This is a genomic window from Romboutsia sp. Marseille-P6047 (genome assembly GCF_900604535.1).
Lineage (GTDB): Bacteria > Bacillota > Clostridia > Peptostreptococcales > Peptostreptococcaceae > Romboutsia_E.
This window is the reverse complement of sequence record NZ_UWOT01000002.1, coordinates 123,299-142,221: the sequence shown is the minus strand read 5'-3', so window position 1 is coordinate 142,221 and position 18,923 is coordinate 123,299. Positions and strand designations below refer to the sequence as shown.

Annotated in this window: 18 protein-coding genes and 1 pseudogene; 2 read left to right on the top strand and 17 right to left on the bottom strand. The window is 25.8% G+C overall.

Translation table 11 applies throughout. The annotated features are described in order from the left end of the window. The first annotated feature begins 67 nt into the window (after window positions 1–67). Complete coding sequence (locus EIH23_RS02580) at window positions 68–934, top strand: AraC family transcriptional regulator (RefSeq protein WP_122638660.1); 867 nt, start codon at window positions 68–70, stop codon at window positions 932–934. Between the two features lie 46 nt (window positions 935–980). On the opposite strand, the gene fucO is transcribed toward EIH23_RS02580, so the two are convergent. The 10 genes and pseudogenes from fucO to EIH23_RS02530 all read right to left on the bottom strand — a co-directional run bounded on the left by fucO (window position 981) and on the right by EIH23_RS02530 (window position 11,390). Continuing rightward, on the bottom strand, window positions 981–2,147 hold the full coding sequence (gene fucO / locus EIH23_RS02575; RefSeq protein ID WP_122638659.1) for a lactaldehyde reductase: 1,167 nt from the start codon (window positions 2,145–2,147) through the stop codon (window positions 981–983). A gap of 159 nt (window positions 2,148–2,306) precedes the next feature. Then, entirely contained in the window at window positions 2,307–3,203 is an 897-nt protein-coding gene (locus tag EIH23_RS02570) for an SPL family radical SAM protein (RefSeq protein WP_122638658.1), read from the bottom strand. A 109-nt stretch (window positions 3,204–3,312) separates the two neighbouring features. After that, window positions 3,313–4,347 carry a hypothetical protein gene (locus EIH23_RS02565; RefSeq protein ID WP_122638657.1) on the bottom strand — a complete coding sequence of 345 codons (1,035 nt, stop codon included), beginning with the start codon at window positions 4,345–4,347 and terminating at the stop codon, window positions 3,313–3,315. 498 nt (window positions 4,348–4,845) lie between these two features. After that, a pseudogene (locus EIH23_RS17145) lies at window positions 4,846–5,029 on the bottom strand (DUF1700 domain-containing protein); the annotation flags it as partial. A 12-nt stretch (window positions 5,030–5,041) separates the two neighbouring features. Continuing rightward, window positions 5,042–5,350, bottom strand: coding sequence for a PadR family transcriptional regulator (locus EIH23_RS02555; protein ID WP_122638655.1), 309 nt, complete (start codon window positions 5,348–5,350; stop codon window positions 5,042–5,044). A gap of 182 nt (window positions 5,351–5,532) precedes the next feature. Continuing rightward, window positions 5,533–6,894, bottom strand: a complete 1,362-nt coding sequence (locus EIH23_RS02550) for an MATE family efflux transporter (protein ID WP_122638654.1) — start codon at window positions 6,892–6,894, stop codon at window positions 5,533–5,535. Between the two features lie 93 nt (window positions 6,895–6,987). Continuing rightward, a complete protein-coding gene (locus EIH23_RS02545) occupies window positions 6,988–8,310 on the bottom strand; it encodes an aminotransferase class V-fold PLP-dependent enzyme (RefSeq protein WP_122638653.1) in 1,323 nt (440 codons plus the stop codon). Between the two features lie 90 nt (window positions 8,311–8,400). Further along, window positions 8,401–8,925 (bottom strand): GNAT family N-acetyltransferase, encoded by a 525-nt coding sequence (locus EIH23_RS02540; RefSeq protein ID WP_122638652.1) that lies wholly within the window; start codon window positions 8,923–8,925, stop codon window positions 8,401–8,403. 136 nt (window positions 8,926–9,061) lie between these two features. Continuing rightward, complete coding sequence (locus EIH23_RS02535; RefSeq protein WP_122638651.1) at window positions 9,062–10,324, bottom strand: cation:proton antiporter; 1,263 nt, start codon at window positions 10,322–10,324, stop codon at window positions 9,062–9,064. A gap of 169 nt (window positions 10,325–10,493) precedes the next feature. After that, entirely contained in the window at window positions 10,494–11,390 is an 897-nt protein-coding gene (locus tag EIH23_RS02530; protein ID WP_122638650.1) for a 3'-5' exoribonuclease YhaM family protein, read from the bottom strand. 360 nt (window positions 11,391–11,750) lie between these two features. On the opposite strand from EIH23_RS02530, the gene EIH23_RS02525 reads away from it, so the two are divergent. Continuing rightward, the gene (locus tag EIH23_RS02525) at window positions 11,751–12,869 is read left to right on the top strand and encodes an AI-2E family transporter (RefSeq protein WP_122638649.1); all 1,119 of its coding nucleotides are present in this window, start codon (window positions 11,751–11,753) and stop codon (window positions 12,867–12,869) included. Between the two features lie 30 nt (window positions 12,870–12,899). Here the strand turns inward: EIH23_RS02525 and EIH23_RS02520 are convergent, their stop codons facing one another. The 7 genes from EIH23_RS02520 to EIH23_RS02490 form a co-directional block, all read right to left on the bottom strand. Next, window positions 12,900–13,238 carry an HNH endonuclease signature motif containing protein gene (locus EIH23_RS02520; RefSeq protein WP_122638648.1) on the bottom strand — a complete coding sequence of 113 codons (339 nt, stop codon included), beginning with the start codon at window positions 13,236–13,238 and terminating at the stop codon, window positions 12,900–12,902. 9 nt (window positions 13,239–13,247) lie between these two features. Continuing rightward, complete coding sequence (locus EIH23_RS02515; RefSeq protein ID WP_122638647.1) at window positions 13,248–13,982, bottom strand: OmpA family protein; 735 nt, start codon at window positions 13,980–13,982, stop codon at window positions 13,248–13,250. A gap of 3 nt (window positions 13,983–13,985) precedes the next feature. Further along, window positions 13,986–15,455: a hypothetical protein gene (locus EIH23_RS02510; RefSeq protein WP_122638646.1), complete on the bottom strand. Its 1,470-nt coding sequence runs from the start codon at window positions 15,453–15,455 to the stop codon at window positions 13,986–13,988. Between the two features lie 140 nt (window positions 15,456–15,595). Then, complete coding sequence (locus EIH23_RS02505) at window positions 15,596–16,330, bottom strand: bile acid:sodium symporter family protein (protein ID WP_122638645.1); 735 nt, start codon at window positions 16,328–16,330, stop codon at window positions 15,596–15,598. 9 nt (window positions 16,331–16,339) lie between these two features. Then, on the bottom strand, window positions 16,340–16,579 hold the full coding sequence (locus EIH23_RS02500; RefSeq protein ID WP_122638644.1) for a hypothetical protein: 240 nt from the start codon (window positions 16,577–16,579) through the stop codon (window positions 16,340–16,342). Beyond that, window positions 16,579–17,766, bottom strand: coding sequence for a DUF3226 domain-containing protein (locus EIH23_RS02495; protein ID WP_122638643.1), 1,188 nt, complete (start codon window positions 17,764–17,766; stop codon window positions 16,579–16,581). Before EIH23_RS02495 ends, EIH23_RS02500 begins: the two co-directional genes overlap by 1 nt. Continuing rightward, on the bottom strand, window positions 17,763–18,791 hold the full coding sequence (locus EIH23_RS02490) for an AAA family ATPase (RefSeq protein WP_122638642.1): 1,029 nt from the start codon (window positions 18,789–18,791) through the stop codon (window positions 17,763–17,765). The genes EIH23_RS02495 and EIH23_RS02490 overlap by 4 nt, the downstream gene beginning before the upstream one ends. Window positions 18,792–18,923: the final 132 nt, after the last annotated feature.

The following is an 18,923-nucleotide window of genomic DNA, read 5'->3' as shown; positions in this document are numbered from 1 at the left end:
GTTTTCTTGTGATATAATGGTTTAAAAATATAATAATATTCACTTTTTATATTAGGGGGATAGTCTTATGAAATACTTTGATTATAAAGAAAAAAAGCAACACGGTACTTTTGATTTTCCAATTGAATTTTATCATGTTACCCCATCTCATCCTAGGTATAATATGCCTTATCATTGGCATACGGAGTGTGAAATAATAAGAATCTTAAAAGGCGAATTTTCATTAATAATTAATGATGAAAATATACTAGCAAAAAAAGATGATATAATTTTTATTCACGAAGGCATGTTTCATGGTGGAACTCCAAATAACTGTATTTATGAATGCATTGTATTTGATATGAAGGTTTTATTAAAAGAAAATCATACTTGTACAAAACAAATCCAAGATATAATAAATCAAAAAAAAATCATCGGACCTATATTAAAAAGCAATTGTGATGAATTAAGGTCTTGTTGTGATGGATTATTTAAATCAATGAAAGATGAAAATGTAGGATATGAATTTATTACACAAGGCTCTTTATATTATTTAATAGGTATAATATTAAAATATAAATTATATAAAAATAAAAATAAAAGTAATAAGAGAACTGAAGAAAGAATACTTCATTTTAAAAATGTATTATCATTAATAGAAAGTGAATATAGCAGTCCTCTTACTCTTGATGATTTATCAAGAGCTGCAGGTATGACTCCTAAATATTTTTGTAAATTCTTTCATGAGATGACTAATAAAACACCTATTGAATATTTAAATTATTATAGAATAGAAAGTGCTTGCGAACAACTTCTTACAACTGATTACTCTATAACTGAAATTGCTTTAAATTGTGGATTTAATGATAGTAGTTATTTTATAAAAACTTTTAAAAAGCACCGAGGTGTAACACCAAAACAGTACATAAAACAAAATCATTATTTAGAAAAATAAAAAATAGCTCCAGTCATTAGTTAATGACTGGAGCTATTTTTTATTTTTATGCTAAAGTTTCAACTGAAACTAAAGATTTATATAAATTAACAATATCTTCTTTACTAGCTTCTTTTGGGTTTCCTGGTTTACAAGCATCATTATATGCTGATTCTGCTAAGAAATCTATATCTTCAACCTTAACTATATCATTTAAGTTAGATGGTATTCCTATATCACTAGAAAGTTTCTTAACTGCATCTATTGCAGCTTTTCTATATTCTTCTACACTCATAGTCTCAACATTTTCAACACCCATAGCTTTTGCTATATACTTATACTTATCTCCTGTTACATCTGCATTATATTCCATAACTGTTGGTAATATTATTGCATTAGCTATACCATGAGGAGTATCATATAATGCACCTAGAGGATGTGCCATTGAGTGAACTATTCCAAGTCCTACATTAGAGAATCCCATTCCTGCTATATATTGTCCAAGTGCCATACCTTCTCTACCTTCTGTAGTATTCTTAACTGCACCTCTTAAATTTTGTGATATTAATTCTATAGCTTTTATATGGAACATATCGCTCATAGCCCAAGCAGCCTTTGTTGTAAACCCTTCTATTGCATGAGTTAATGCATCCATTCCAGTAGCAGCAGTTAAACCTTTTGGCATGCTTGACATCATATCTGGATCTACTATTGCTACAACAGGTATATCATTAGTATCTACGCATACAAACTTTCTATTTTTTTCAACATCTGTAATTACATAGTTTATAGTAACTTCTGCAGCAGTTCCTGCTGTTGTTGGTACAGCTATTATAGGTACAGATTTATTTTTAGTTTGTGATAAACCTTCTAAACTTCTAACATCTTCAAATTCTGGATTATTTATTATTATACCAATAGCCTTTGCTGTATCTATAGATGAACCTCCACCTATAGCTATTATGTAATCTGCATTAGAATCTTTAAATGCCTTTACACCACTTTGAACATTTTCTATTGTTGGATTTGGCTTTATATTAGAATATAATTCATATTCAAGATTTTCTTCATCTAATAAATTAGTTACCTTTGTAGTTACCTCAAATTTTATTAAATCTGGGTCTGAGCATACAAATGCTTTTTTAAAATTTCTTCTTTTTACTTCTGTTACTATTTCTTTTATTGCCCCTGATCCATGATATGATGTTTCATTTAGTACTATTCTATTCACCATAATAATATCTCCCCTTAAGTTATTGTTAAATTTTTGTTTTAGTTCTTATAATTATTATAGTATGTTTATTTTTAGTTTTGTATAACTTTTATAGAATATAAATATAATAATTTTCACTTTGTATACTTTATATAAGTATACAACATATATTAATTGTACTTAAAACCAACTAAGTTGCTGTTTTTCATACTTTCTTTTATAATCATTTATAATATCTTTCATATCATATAATAGATTATACTTTTCACACTCTCTCTTAAATACATTGAATAAATATTCATAGTTCCTTGCAGGATTCTCATAAGACTTACCATAAGAATCTGTATACCTTTTATCTAATTCTTGATTCGGAAATATTTTTCTTAATTGTTCAAAATAATACTCCCTTTGGTTATCTCTTAATGTAACTCCTAATCCATAAGAAAATATAAATTTTGCTCCGCATTTATATGCTGATTTTATAATATTTTTTATATTTTCTTCATTATCATTAATAAAAGGCATAATTGGCATTAATAATACACCAACATATATTCCATTATCAGATAGCTCTTTTATAGCTTTAAATCTATCAGAAGTTGGACATACATTTCTCTCTATCTTTTTGCATAGCTCATCATCATATGTTGTTATTGTTATTTTTACAATAGTAGGTGAATGACTTTGTATCTTTTTTAATATATCTATATCTCTAGTAACTAAGTTACTTTTTGTTGCAATAGCTATTCCAAATCGATTTTCATCAATTAATTTCAAAGCTTCTCTTGTTAACATATATTTTTTTTCAAATGGATTATACGGATCACTCATAGCCCCTGTACCTACAACACCTTTTGTTTTTTTTGATTTAAGATTTTTCTTTATTATTTCTATTGAATTTTCTTTTATTCTAACTCTATCAAATTCAATAATTTGATAGCAACTACTTCTAGAATCACAGTATATACAACCATGACAACAACCTTTGTATATATTCATATTATAGTTTATACCAAACCAATGTGGATTTTCTTTATACGTAGACGATACTATTGATTTACTTTGTATTAATTCCATAAAATTTTATTCCTTTCTGTTTTATTTATTATACTATTTTACAAATAAAAAGGAGTGTAGAAAATATTTATCTACACTCCTTTTTTATAAATTTTATCTTTAGATTTTACTATTCAAAAGTTACAGAGTCACTCTCTATATTAATAACATATTCATCAGATTTTTCTAAAAGAGATTCATTCATGACACCAATAAATTCTCGTTTTGTAGTATCTTCATTATCTTCATTAAAATACTTTTCTAAAGGAGTCCCTACATACTTATCATAATCTGAATTCTCATATGATATACCACTTAAAGTATTTATATTAAAATTAAACTTATACTTTAATATAGGTAAATCTAGACGCACATTAGAGTTTGAGTTTATTGTAAGGTTTTTAGCTATTGGTAAATTTGTATCAATACTTATATTATTATAATAATCACTATTTAGTGTATATATTTCTACTTTATTAGGTATTATAGAATCCTCATAAACAGTGCTTCCATCATGTATATTTACACTATATGATTCTACTTTGATATTTTTTATACCGTACATTTCCGAAGTAGATAAATATACATCAAGGTTAGACTTGATATTTAAATTCTTAAAACTTAAACTTGGATCTAATGATATATTACCATTATTAGTTTCAAAATTTAAAGTATCTGATACTACATCTTTTTCAACATTTAAATATCCATTAATAGTTTTTACATCTATATCAGTTTCTTTAGGTAAATAAATTACTATAGTAGACATATCATACGTATATATCTCATCTATTATTTGCTGAACAATATCATCTACATTTTTAGCATCTTTCTTGACTCTTTTACTTTCTTCACTTATTATTAATTCATTATTTTCATTATTAATAGTAATATTGCTTATATCTTTATTTCCAGTTCTTTCAACTAAAACATTGTTTTTATTATGATGTCTTATCTCAATATGGCTAACTGGTAATTCTACACTTAACTTAGATATATTTAATTCTCCATCGTATAAAACTTCATTTTCATTAAATTTGCTTTGTACCTCATCGTATTTACTCATAAGTGATGGCATAGCATTTATTCCTGATATGATTCCACCTATAACACCCGTTGTAAGAAATACTACTCCAATAGTTGTAGCTATATGTTTTTTATTCATCTAGATCACCTCCATATTGATCATTTTCTTCTTTCTGTATACTTGCATTTATATATCTTTGATTTGTATTAATCCATCTTATATATCTTTTTGTATATTTTTTTTCTAATTTTATAAGTTCAATAAATAATTGCCATATTAATATTTCAAAACCTATATAAGCAATTACTCCAAATATAACTACTAACTTAACTTCAGGCATTACAGACATTAAACTTACTGCAAAAGGAGCTCCTACTGCCGCTAAAACTACTGAGCTTACAAGCCCTAATGCAAAGCTAGCTGTTCCTAAGAAAATACTTATTACAATTGGTATTAATATTATAGTAATTAGTACTTGTAAAAGTCTTGTTTTCTTTCTTGATTTAGCATGATCTTTATCATTTAGATTTATTTTAAATTTATTTGAATATCTTTTCAATTTACCTTTTACTTCTATTAATATGCCTTCAGCTTTACTCTTTATTTTACTTGTATTTTTAGAATTACTTTCAGATAATAATTCATTAGCTATTTCTTTTGGGGATCCTAAACCTGATATTATCTCCATATCACTTTTACCTTCTATAGCTCCATCTATAAAATACTCTTCGTAATCTCTTAATATATCCATTACTTCATCTTCAGAAAAACCCTTCTTAAGATAATCTTTTAATATTTCTAAAAAATCTTCTTTTTTCAACTTTATCCCTCCTTAATCATTTATAAATGAGTTTACAGCCACTACAAACTCATTCCATTCTTCTTTTAACCTATTTAAATTTTCTATACCATCTTTTGTTATTTTATAATACTTTCTTGCTGGCCCTTCACTTGATTCTAATATATAGTTTTCGAAATATCCTTCTTTCGTTAGTCGTCTAAGTATAGGATATATTGTTCCTTCATTTACTTCGATTACTTTTGAGATATTTTGAACTATTTCATATCCATACATATCATTTTTTGATATTAATGTAAGAACACAAATTTCAAGAACACCTTTTCTAAATTGAGTATTCATCAACTACTCCTTTCTTATTCTTTATCTTGTATAAAATGCATAGTACTGTGTAAAACATAATACCTACTTTTAAGATAACACAGTACTGTGTTTTGCACAATACTTTTTATAATATATAATATGCATTATTTTATAAAAAAAGCTTAGAGTGTTTACTCTAAGCTTTTTTAATTTAAATTATACTATACAGTCGCAATATTCTTTTCCTTTTCATTTTCATCTATAATCTTTTTAGTTTTGCTATAATAAGCAAACATTAAAGGAACAGCTGCGGCTATCCAAGCAAGTGGATCTGATAAACATATTCCTGTAAATCCAATAAATTTAGGAAGAGTAAATGCAACTATACTTCTAGCAACTAATTCATAAACTCCTGCCATCATTGGTATAAAAGATTCTCCCATACCTTGTAGTACATTTCTATAGACAAATATAAATCCTAAGAATATCATAAAAATTGCAGAATAATTAAGCACTTCTTGAGTATATCCAACTATCTCCGCACTTGGATTTTCCATAAATAGCATTACGAAATACTTTCCAAAGAAAACTAAAACAGCTCCTGCAATTAAACTTGTTACAATAGAAACTTTATTCATTATACTAACACCATTTCTTATACGATCAAATCTTTTCGCACCTAAATTTTGACCTGCATAAGTAGCCATAGTAACTCCAAATGATACTAATGGTTGCATAACTAATTGAAGTACTTTAGACGATGCTGTATATGCTGCTATTATATTTGAACCAAATACATTTACAGCACTTTGAACTATAATTATACCAACTGCTGTCACTGAAAATTGTAATCCCATTGGTATAGCAATTTTTAAATGTGTACTATAATAGCTTTTTTCTACCTTAAAGTCTTCTTTTTTAAGTCTTAAAACTTTAAACTTTTTATAACTATATACTAAGCATAATATTGCAGATATACCTTGAGCTATATTTGTAGCATAAGCCGCTCCTGCTACACCCATTTTAAAGTTTATAATAAACACTAAATCCAAAACTATATTAAGTATTGAAGATACTATTAAGAAATATAGAGGAGTTTTACTATCCCCTAATGCTCTTAATATTCCTGCTGCCATATTATAAGCCGTTTGAGTAAATATACCAGCAAATATTATAGTTATATATGTGTTTGCATCATTAAAAATATTATCTGGAGTATTCATAAGAGAAAGTAATGGATTTTTTACTATTAAAGAAACTGTAGTCATTATAATTGTTGAGATTATTGTTAACTTTATATTACTTGCTACAGCTTTTTTAAGACCAACCTCATCTTTTGCTCCAAATTTTTGTGATACTAATACCGAAAAACCACTAGTCAGTCCTAGTATCATACCATTTACTAAAAAGAACATAGAACCTGTAGAACCTACTGCCGCAAGTGCATCAACGCCTACAAACCTTCCAACTATTATAGTATCAACCATACTATATAATTGTTGAAATATATTACCTATAAGTAGTGGTATTGAAAATAACATGAAAATCTTTAATGGACTTCCTTTTGTCATATCATTTGTCATAATTCACCTCTAGATTATTATTTATAATTTTTCTCTGATTATAGATTATATCTATCATCATATACTTATGTCAAATAAAACTTTCTTTAAATTTTAAAATCTTATTATTCCTTTAGATCTTCTATATCTACGATTAGGATTTCTTCTATTTGCAATAAATTCTAAATGATTTAAAAAATTATCTGCTTCATTTTTTGTATTATAAAGACCAAGACTCGCTCTTACCATACCATAGTAATAATCCCCTGAAACTATATCTCTATATGCATCACTATCACTAGCTCCTAACAGTCTATATACATATGGGTGTGCACAGAATTTACCTGCTCTTAGTGATATTGCTTTTTCTGTAGCCATTTTTATAGCTAAATCTTCGTAATTTCTTTCATTAACATTAAATGTTATTACACCTAGTCTATCATCAGTATTATTTGTGTCTCCATACATAACTACATTTTTTATACTTTTCATATTATTTATAATATAGTTTTTTAGGTTAGACTCATGTTCTCCTATATTTTCAAATCCAATATTTTTTAAATCATTTAATGCTTGTGCCATTGATATTACACCAAAAAAGTTTTGAGTTCCTGCCTCAAACTTTTCTGGTATTGATGTCCAAATAATACTCTCATCAAATACACCTGCAACACATCCACCTCCAGATAAGAATGGATCTGATTGATTTAGATATTCTTTTCTTCCAACAATAGCTCCACTTCCAAAAGGTGCATAAGCTTTATGTGCTGAAAATGTTAAGAAGTCTATAGATTCTTCTGCACAATTTCCGTTCATATTAATCTCTTTATGTGCTACCAATTGTGCTCCATCAACTATTATAATTGCATTATATTTATGAGCTAATTTTGCAATATCATGTATTGGTGTAACATATCCTGTTACATTTGATGCACCTGTTATAGTTACAATTTTAATTTTTCCATTTGCTTTTATAAGCTCTTTTTCTATATCATCTATATTAATTCTTCCTAAACAGTCTACATCTACATAAACCATTTTTCCTAATTTTCTAAAGGGTAGATCATTAGCATGATGTTCCATTCTAGTTGTAAGAATCATATCTTCTTTATTTTTTATAAGTATATTTGCTAGTATATTTAATGACTCTGTATCAGATTTTGTATATACTACAGTATGAGTATTGCAACTACCTAAGCCAAAGAAGTCTAATATAGTATCTCTAGCCTTATTAAACATGGTAGTGCAATACTCACCTTTAAATCCTACGCCTCTAGCAATAGGTCCATAATATTTTATATTATCTGAAATTAATTTTGTTACACTTCTAAAGGGCGGCGTTGTTGCTCCATTATCAAAGTTAATAGGTGTTATATAAGTTCCATCCCCTAATTCAATAGGTTCATCTATGCCATCGTATAAATCTCTATAATCCATATAAATACCTCCTATTATACATTAGTATAGGTATATTATTTTATATAGAAATTTATGTTGATTTTCTATATTTTATTATATTTAAATTATCTATTTTCCATATACTTCTTTATATATAATATTTTTATATTCTTCAAAGTCTTTTGAATCTATCTTTTTATCATAGCTCATAATTTTTAATTCAAATGGTAAATCTCCTTCATTTAAAGGTTGTTGTAAATAATAAAAATCATTTAAATAAAAATTTAACTTTTCATAAAATTTAATTCTTTTCGTAGATATTTCACATTGTGGGGGTTCTACCTCTAAAAATACTTCTTTGTTGCATTCTTTTAAGTAATTATCAATTAAAGAGGTTCCTACACCTTTTCCTCTTAATTTATTATCAACTGCTAAGTGCTCTATAAATACAAATTTTTCAAACTCCCATGTAGCCATTATTGCTAGTACTTCATCCCTCTCTTTAAAAATAAGGGGTCTATAGTTTTCTTTATCTAAAAGAGATAATTGATCTACATATTTTCTTCTTTCATTATCTGGAAATGATTTTTCTAGTATATTAAAAAATGATTCAAATTCTTCTTTTTTCATATCTATAAATTTTTTCTTCATCATAAATAATTCCTTTCAGCTATATTCTCTTATTTATTATACTAAATTATAATAATAAGAATCAATTTATATATAATTACTTGTATAAATAATATAAAAGGAGATAATTTCAAAATAAAATTATCTCCTTTTATATTATTTATATAGCTTCTTGTAATTCATCTAATGATTCATCTTCTAAAACACCAAGTTTTTTTGCAACCATCTTTGTAGTACTTGCTTGTACTATAAGAGTAACTAAAATAGTCATAAATACTACTGATGATATAATTTCATATCCTGGAAGTTTCATAGAAACAATTATTCCTGATAATGCAGCAGGTATAACGCCTGTTTCTCTAACCCACATCATAAATAATTTTTCTTTAAAAGTCCATTTTGAATTTTTATCAAATGCTGTACATATTAAAACTGATAATGGTCTTGCTACAAACATTAAAACTAATACTATTACTAATGCTGGAGCCCAATATTTTACAAGTGAGTTTAAGTCTACTTGTGTTCCTAAAACCACGAATATAGACATACGACACATTGTTCCTACACTCTCTGAAAAATGGTGTATAGACTGAAAATCGTATTCTGGTATCCAAAGTCCAAATAGTTTTTTATTTCCTGATATAAGCCCTGCCATAAATACAGCCATATATCCACTACCTCCAAGTGCAATAGCTATTTCATAAGCTAAAGCAACTTTAAGTATTGCCATGATAGGTGCATATGAGTGGAATACTCCTATTTTCTTATCAGAAACGAATACTGTTAATACATATCCAACTAATATACCTACTCCTACTCCTACTCCTGCAGACATTAGTAATTCTTTTACACTATCTAGTGCTGAAAACTCTCCACTAGTTACAACCCCTAGTAATGTAGATACTAGTATTGCTCCTACAGCATCATTAAACGCTGATTCACTTACTACTGTTTGCTTTATTTTATCTTTTATACTAACTTGCTTAAATACTGGTATAAGCGCTGCTGGGTCAGTTGATGCAATTACTGATCCTAAAAGTAGTGCTGTCATTATAGGTAGTCCAAATACCTTACTTGATACACCGCCTACTATAAGTGCTGATATCACAACTCCTACTGTTGCTAACATACCTACACTAAGCTTTACTTTATTTAATATTTTTAAATTTATTTCTTTACCACCTTCAAATAATATAAATGCTGATCCAAATGTAAGTATAAGATTATTTTCTACTGGAAAAGATTGTATACTTATTATATTTAGCATTGATGGCCCGATTATAATTCCTGCGATTAGATATAGTATTACATCTGGAATTTTTAGTATTTCACTAACTCTTCCTAAAACTATACCTGTGACACCTATAATTGCAAATATTAAAATTAAATTATTTGCTGATATTGCTTCTACTGTACTTTCCATACCGATGTCTCCTTTGTGTATATTTTTATTAATTCATAAATTGATAAAAGCAATTATAGACCTTTTAGTTGACATCGTCAATAGAATAATTTAAATTCTAAATATTTATATTTTTAACATATTTCATAATGTTTTTTAATAATATTACTTACTACTTTTATTTTAATGATTAAAGATAAAGCTTAGTTTCTATCCTTCTATCATATGATGACCATGTATTTTCTCTTGTATTTTCCTTTAATTGTTCTATCTTATTCATAGTAGCATCAACAGTATCTGCATAATTTAATATAAATGATTCCTCCATATTACAAGATTTTGGAGAACCATATTCAAGTTTACCATGGTGTTGTACTATACACCCCTTAATTCTTCTAATAAAATCATCACTAAATGGAATATCTAAATCAATAATTGCTCTATCTATCATTTGAATGCCTATAACAATATGACCTTCTAATTCTCCCTCTAAAGTATATTTAAAAGGACCGTTATAATCTAACTCATAAATCTTTCCTATATCATGTAGCTTTGCACTAAGAACTGCTATTTCCTTATGTCTACAATCATATCTATCACAAAGTACACTTGTTAAATACATTACATTAAGAGTATGCTCTGCAAGTCCACCGATATAATTATGATGCATAGATACACCACCTATACCTTTTTTGAACTTGTCTAAGAATTTTTCATCCTTAAAAAAATAATCATTTAACATTTTGCCTTGTGGTGAAGTTATATATATTTTAGTTAATTCTTCTATATCATTCATTATATCTTCTATAGGTCTTTTTACACTTACAAGATAATCCTCTAGTTCATAATTTTCAATTAACTTTAAATTTGTAATATCTATTGTATAGTCTTTATTTCCTTCTATTTCTATAACTTGACCTGGCTCTAATTTGATTTTTTGAGCTACTTTTCCATTTATGTATCCACTTTTATCACTTAATAAATATACAACTTTGTTTCCATCTTTGTATAATTTCTTCATTACCATAAGAGATACTTTTATATTTCCATCTTTTAATTCTGACAAAAAAATCTTTTTATTGCTCATAACCATCCTCCTTATATCAAAATAAACTTATAGACCTCTAAATCTATATACCCCTCATCTCAAACTCATTAATATATTAACCATTAAACAGTTGTTTTATTTTAATTTATATATTTATTTTATCTATAATAAATAATAATTGTTGATATTAAACATAACATATAATATAATTTAATCTATATAATTGAGTTCCTTAAAGGGGAGTAGCTTTCACAAATGTGATAATCAATCGTCATTTCGGATTAAGATCCCGGTTGATTAGCAAGAAATCTTGTTTGCAAGACCTTTAAAGATATTTTCATTCATTAAATGAATTTATCTTTAGAGGTTTTTTATTTTTAATAAGGAAGGTATTAAAATATGAACAAAATAAAAGATGAATTATATAAATCTATAAAATACGTAATTCCAATTATACTTATCTTTATAGGAATACTAATTTTAAAACATTTTTCTTCAATATCGAATTTTATAGCAATAAATTTATCTAATATTAGTGATTTACTTGCTCCATTTTTTATAGGTTTTGTAATAGCATATATACTTAATCAACCTTTAAAAATTTTAGAAAATAAATTTAAACTTAAAAGACCAATATCATTAGCTATAGTTTATGGTTTTGTAATAGCAGTAATAATATTTTCTTGGCTATTTATAATTCCAGTTATAAAATCAAATATAAATGATATTTATGCTTATATACCTCAAGGTGTTGATAGTATACAAGAATTTATAAATAATCTATCTACAAATTATAAGTTTAATATAAATAACCAAGAAATAAAGCTTCAAATAAATGACTTTATAACAAATATATTGCTTCCACTATCTACATCAACAGCTAGTATACTTAGCGAAATGATAATAAACACTACTAGTACCATAGTCTCTTATGTATTTAATGTATTTTTAGGAATAGTTATATCTGTTTATTTACTATTATCTAAAGAAAAATGTATAAATGTAATAAATATTTTATCTAAAAAATTATTGAAAAAGTATTACTTAGTCGTAAAAGAATTTGTTAATGTTTTAGATAAAAATATAGGAGTATATATAGTTGCAAAAGCCACTGATTCAGCCATTTATTCAGTTATATGTATAATCATTCTTTCTATTGTAGGATCTAAATATGCTTTATTCTTAGGTATAATTGCTGGTATTACTAATATGATACCATTCTTTGGACCTATAATCGGTACAGTGGTAGCTGTAGTTGTTAACTTATTCTTCTCTCTTGATAAAGCTATAGTTGTGTTAATAGTAATGATAATAGTTCAACAATTAGAAAGTGCTGTACTTGAGCCTTTCTTTGTAGGAAAACAAGTTGGTGTTCCTCCTATATTTACAATATTAGCTGTTACATTTGCTAGTAAATATACAGGATTTATTGGTATATTATTATCAGTGCCTATTACTGGTGTACTTTTAATGTATGCTAATAGATTTATAAAAAAAGAAACTGATTTGACATCTTAATATTAAAATAATAAAAATAAACCATATTGCTTATTTGCAATATGGTTTATTTAACTCTAAATAACATTTTCTACATAATGATTTTAAATTTCTATAACTATTATTATATCTATTTCCATTAATATGATGAACATGTAAATAGTACTTAGTAAGTGAACAATCAAGTCCACACTCTTCACAAGCCCAACCTTTTGATATCATATAACTTTGAGCAACATTTGCCCAATCTCTTGTGTAACTTTTATCATTAAATTGAATACTTTTATATTCAACATTAAAATTACAATCAACATACTCATCTTTTTTAATTTTCATATTGTCTATTATGTTTGTAAAAACTCTATTTTCATTAAAATCAGGTAATCTCATAATATACCTCTACTCATTATAATTATCTAAAATATCATTAATAGTTTCTTCTGAATTAGTAATAATTTTAAACTCAACTCTTCTAGATGCACTTTCATCTTCAGTATTATCTTCTTTTAATATACGCTTACTATAAGACATTCCATTTGCAGTTATATTATCAATAAGCCAATCTTCATATACTTGTAATTCATCCATATTCATAACATAATTAAGTACATTTCTAGTTCTATCTTGAGATAATTCCATATTTCCAAAATATGACTCTTTCTTAGTTGAATTTTCTTCCCATTCACTAGACGTATGCCCTTCTATTCTTATTTCATTTACATTATCTTTGTAATTATCATATACTAACTTTATATATCTAGGAAAAAATGAATTTAATATTTCTTTAAATTCATCTTTAAGTTCTGATTTACCTTTTTCAAAATAAACATCTGGTTCTTTAAACCTTATAGTACCATCCTTATCTATTTCCATATCCCAACCATTCATATCACTTTTAAACTCATTATATAAATCATCATATAAGTTTACTTTATTTTCTTCATAAGTTTCTACTATATTTTCAACTGTTTCTTGCTGTTTTTTTATTTTTATATTTTCATCTACAACCCTACTCATAAAAGCTACTGATATAAATAAAAATATTATCATTAGACCTGACATGAGATCTGATATTGAAGAAAATCCATTTTCTTCCGTTTTTTTCTTTCTTTTAAATTTATCAAGTTTGCTCATATATTATCTAACTCCTTCTGCTATTTTAACTACATCCTTTAACTTATCAGCAAGAGGTATATAATCTTTAGCAAATCTATTAGATATAGTAGCTAATTGTTTACCTAATGAATTTAAAGACTTTTCAAGTTCTATTTCAAGAGTGTTATCTAAATGCTCAATTTTTCTTGTAAATATATCTTCCATATCTTCTACCATAATTTTTATTTGATTTTGTGTTGCTATATTCATATTTTCTAATCTTTTAGTTGATTGTGAAATTGTATTATCTAAATTATTATTTATACTAATTGTAGATTTTTTTAAATTATTAACTTGATGATTTATGCAGTTATAATTTTCTTGTAGTGCATTTTGAATTTCTCTTGTAAATGAACTTAACTCATTATTAAATTTATCACTACTTCTTTGTAGACTGTTGCTTATTTCTGGTATGCATAAATTTATATCGTATACCATTTTCTTAAATTCACTTATATAATTTTTAACTTCTTCATTAAATATATTTTTATTTTCTTCAACTTTTGATATAACCTCAGATACTATATTTTCTAAATGCGCTTCTACATTATGTATATTTTCATAAAGTGAACCTTGTAGGTTGTTTACAGCTTCATTTGTATTAGTGTCTATATTTTCAAAATATGAATTTATTAGAGGTATTGACTGCTCGGCTTTTTGAGATATGCTAATTATTGATTTTGTTCCATCTACAATTATACTTTGAGCACATTTTATATCTCTTAAAATATCACTTAGGTTTTCATTGTTTTCTTTTATTAATAGTGAATTTTGTGATATATCTTTTATAGAATCATCTATATAAGTTATTGATTTTACCACTGTATTTAATTCTTTTGTTGTCATTTCTATTGTATTCTTATAATTTTCTTGCCAAGATAATAAATTCTCTACTCCGTTATTTAAAATTTTGAAAGTTTCACCTAATTTTTTAAATTCGTCTATAAGCTCATTTTGTTTAGATATTGTATTATTATTTAATTTCAAAATTTCATTGCTTATATCACTAGTAAATTTACTTTGATTACTTATCCAAACTTCACTTATTTTATTAAATACAAGTTCCGTATTTTTTTGATTTTCTATAAGTGTATTATTTACTGCTCTACTTTCATTTATCATGGTATTAAATAGCTCCATAATATCATCTATATTTTCATCGTCTTCATGCTTTAATGCAGTATACTTCATAAATATCGCCGCACTCATACCAACTATAGATGTTGCAAATGCTATCTTCATACCAGTAAGTAACATGGGTACACTCTCACTTATATTACTAGGGTCAAATTTCCAAAGTCCTATTGATATACCAACAAAGGTACCTAATACTCCTATAGTTGATGCAATATTTCCTAGTGATGACTCATTAGAATATTGTTTATCTTTTAAAAACTTATAAACTATCCATACAACTAATAATGCAAAGACTATTGTTACTATTTGTTCCAAACTTACCCTCTCCCTTACTTATATACTTTTTTATTATTACTTGGTATTAATATATAAAAAGACTAGCATTATATAATACTAGTCCTTATTTGTTGTTATTAAATCATATTTTTTATTTATTGAAATTATACTAATTATTACTAACCTTTTACTAATTCTAACTCAGTATCTTTTTTCTTTGACTTACTTGCCCAGTATTTAGAAAGTATTACTGCAAATATTGTTTGCCATGTTCCTGCAATAGCTGCTGGTAAAGCTACAATTAATGAAAAATGATTTACTGCTAGTGTAGTAGCTAGACCTGTATTTTGCATACCAACTTCTAGTGAAACAACTCTTCTTTTTTCTTCGCCCATACCAAATTTTGCGGCTAAAAGATATCCTAAAAAATGACCAAATACATTATGCACTATTACGGCTGTAAATAGTAATATTCCTGTACTTTTTAAATTATCAATACTGTTGCCAGTTACTCCACCTACCAAGCACATTAATGCCGCACTTGATAGCATAGGTATACATTGCATAGGTATACATTTTTCAACTTCATTACTAACTCTAGGTAAGTATTTATTACATATACCTCCTGCTATTATGGGAACTAAAACTACCTTTACTATTGATAAAAACATTGATAATACAGATACATCTATATAACTTCCAGCTAAAGCTAATGTTATAATTGGTGTAGCTATTAGTGCTATAAGTGTAGATACCGTTGTTAAACTAACAGAAAGTGCCACATCCCCTTTTTCAATAAAACTCATCATATTTGATGAAATCCCACCTGCACAACTTCCTACTAATATAAGACCTATGCATATATCTTGTGGTAAATTTAAAAGTTTACATATAAGATATTCTACAAATGGCATTATAGTAAACTAACCTAAAGCTCCTATAAGTACATCTTTTGGTCTTTCTAATACAGTTTTAAATTGGTCTAAACTTATTGTAACTCCAACACTAAACATCATAACTTGTAATATTGTATTCATATTAGGCACAACCCACAATAATGTTTTAGGTTTAATAAATGAATATATACAAGCACCTATTATTAAAAAAGTCATATACTTTGACATTATCTTCCCTATCTTTTCAATATTGTTTAGTAATTTCATTATAAAATCCCCCTTAAATTAATATTTATTTTTTCAATAAAAAAAGAGCCTTCTAATGAGCTCTTTTTCATACTATAGTAAAATTGTAAAGTTATAATATTGTATTTAGTTAGTATAATACAGGTATAACTATACTTCATATAGACATTATTCTCATTAGGAAAATAGCTTCTCTTAAATTTGCATAAAAATTTTCTAGCGCTAAAATAATAATAGCCCCAGCTAAAAAAGCTAAAAAATCGTCTTGCTAAATTTCCTAATTTCATAATAATATACTCCTTTTGTTTAATAATTTTATTTATGATAAGTATAGTACTATATAAACTTTTTACAAATTTTATTTTCTCAATTTTCAGAAATTTATCCATATATAAAATGATTATATATTTTAATCTCAATTCATGTTTTATATAGTTATATATATAACTTAAATATTCACATTTATTTATAGTTTTTTTACTAATCCAATCACTTTCCTTTATATGAAAACTATTACCCACACCTGGATGTAATACGCTTCCTAAGCATGATATTTTTGCTTTATCAGACTTAGAATTTTTAATCGACCATTTTTCTTTATACTTATAAGGAACATTATTTAAAAATATCTCTACTGATTTTAAAAGCTCATTATCCACTACATCTATGCTTTCTAATAATACATTTTCTAATCTACCTAAATCTTTATTATTTGGAAATACAAAAACTTCAAATGGTATAATAAAATCATCTATATCAGTTATTTTTAATCCACCATGCTTAATATAAGATACATCAAACATTTTTATATTTTTTATATTCTTAAACTTTTTATCAGTTATTTTGTTTATTTTTTCTTCTCTATTATCAAGGTCTCCATCACAAAACACTATTATTTTAGTTAGTTTTTGCATTTCTTTAAACTTTAATTTCTTTAAATTTAAATCTAATTCCCTTAATAAGTTTTGTTCTCCATTAGCATTTATTATTGCTATATAATCATTTTCTTTTTTTAAAAAATATGGTATTTCATTATAACAATCTATTCTATCTTCAGTATTTGGAATACTTCTTAACATTAATTTATTAATTGGACTTACTAATTCTTTTGTTTTTTTAAGTTCTGCATAATCCAAGATAATAAGTAGTTTTGAAATTAATGCTAAATCATGAACACCTTCTACTATGAAAATATATTGATTTATCATCTTAAATCACCACCACCTTGGATTACTATTTCATAAGCATCTTTCCCTGAAAATTGTCTTACATAATGTTTATTTCTAAATTCTTCTAATCTATATAAAGCTATATCATCCAAGTTTTCATCTAAATTTTCAAGTAGTATCTCTAAAATTTCTATACTATGAGTTGTTGCAATAATTTGAATGTTATATTTTTTTATATTTTTAATAATACTTTTAAATACTTTTCCCAATAAATCTTTATGTATCCCTGTTTCTAGCTCATCTATAAGTAATATTCCATTTTGAGCCTCTATTAATTTTGATATAAGAGCAATAGATTTTTTTAGACCATCACCAAAGCTTGACATGTTCATTATTTCTTTATTTTTCTTAGTAATATATATTTCTTTATCTGATGTAAAATTTATATCTACTATATTTTCATCAAATAATTTTAGTAAATCAATTAATACTTCTTTTTGACCCTTTTTTATAACTGAATCTAGAGATTTGAATAAATTTCCTAATACATAAGTATCAATAGGAACTAAATATGATATATTTAAAAACTCGCGTTTATCTCTAATCAAATTTAAATTATTACTTTTATAACTTTCAACAGAATATTTTTTCATCTTATCATTAAATTTATATTTTAAATTAAATTTGTACAAAGGTCCTTGTTCTATACTAATATAATCTCCTTCTTCTATAGAAGTAAGTTCTTCTTCACCTTTTATATTTAGCTTACAAGAACCATTATTAGTATCAGCTATTATATCTATTTCTTTTTCTAAATCACAATCATTAAATATACCTTGAATTTCATTATATCTAATTCCTCTTTGTATATATTTTCTTCCTGCTATTTTTAAATGCATAGAAAAATCAAAAGGCCTTTCTAAAAAACTAATTGCTTCTAAAACTGATGTTTTTCCAGAGTTGTTATCTCCTATTAATATATTTATACTTTTCATATCGCTTAATATTAAATCTTCAATACCTTTGAAGTTATGTATCTCTATACTATCTATATAATTAGCCATTAATCACTCCCTAGTAACGTAAAATCAATAAGTATTAATTTTATAAATGAATACCCATACTAGCTTTTTATTGATTATTAATATATATGACTATTATTAATAGAATATATATTTAATTTATTGACTTAATAT

Excerpts from the sequence above, each read along its gene's own strand:
- EIH23_RS02580 (WP_122638660.1), top strand. The coding sequence starts at position 68 with ATGAAATACTTTGATTATAAAGAAAAAAAGCAACACGGTACTTTTGAT.
- fucO (WP_122638659.1), bottom strand. The coding sequence starts at position 2,147 with ATGGTGAATAGAATAGTACTAAATGAAACATCATATCATGGATCAGGG.
- EIH23_RS02570 (WP_122638658.1), bottom strand. The coding sequence starts at position 3,203 with ATGGAATTAATACAAAGTAAATCAATAGTATCGTCTACGTATAAAGAA.
- EIH23_RS02565 (WP_122638657.1), bottom strand. The coding sequence starts at position 4,347 with ATGAATAAAAAACATATAGCTACAACTATTGGAGTAGTATTTCTTACA.
- EIH23_RS02555 (WP_122638655.1), bottom strand. The coding sequence starts at position 5,350 with ATGAATACTCAATTTAGAAAAGGTGTTCTTGAAATTTGTGTTCTTACA.
- EIH23_RS02550 (WP_122638654.1), bottom strand. The coding sequence starts at position 6,894 with ATGACAAATGATATGACAAAAGGAAGTCCATTAAAGATTTTCATGTTA.
- EIH23_RS02545 (WP_122638653.1), bottom strand. The coding sequence starts at position 8,310 with ATGGATTATAGAGATTTATACGATGGCATAGATGAACCTATTGAATTA.
- EIH23_RS02540 (WP_122638652.1), bottom strand. The coding sequence starts at position 8,925 with ATGATGAAGAAAAAATTTATAGATATGAAAAAAGAAGAATTTGAATCA.
- EIH23_RS02535 (WP_122638651.1), bottom strand. The coding sequence starts at position 10,324 with ATGGAAAGTACAGTAGAAGCAATATCAGCAAATAATTTAATTTTAATA.
- EIH23_RS02530 (WP_122638650.1), bottom strand. The coding sequence starts at position 11,390 with ATGAGCAATAAAAAGATTTTTTTGTCAGAATTAAAAGATGGAAATATA.
- EIH23_RS02525 (WP_122638649.1), top strand. The coding sequence starts at position 11,751 with ATGAACAAAATAAAAGATGAATTATATAAATCTATAAAATACGTAATT.
- EIH23_RS02520 (WP_122638648.1), bottom strand. The coding sequence starts at position 13,238 with ATGAGATTACCTGATTTTAATGAAAATAGAGTTTTTACAAACATAATA.
- EIH23_RS02515 (WP_122638647.1), bottom strand. The coding sequence starts at position 13,982 with ATGAGCAAACTTGATAAATTTAAAAGAAAGAAAAAAACGGAAGAAAAT.
- EIH23_RS02505 (WP_122638645.1), bottom strand. The coding sequence starts at position 16,330 with ATGCCATTTGTAGAATATCTTATATGTAAACTTTTAAATTTACCACAA.
- EIH23_RS02500 (WP_122638644.1), bottom strand. The coding sequence starts at position 16,579 with ATGAAATTACTAAACAATATTGAAAAGATAGGGAAGATAATGTCAAAG.
- EIH23_RS02495 (WP_122638643.1), bottom strand. The coding sequence starts at position 17,766 with ATGATAAATCAATATATTTTCATAGTAGAAGGTGTTCATGATTTAGCA.
- EIH23_RS02490 (WP_122638642.1), bottom strand. The coding sequence starts at position 18,791 with ATGGCTAATTATATAGATAGTATAGAGATACATAACTTCAAAGGTATT.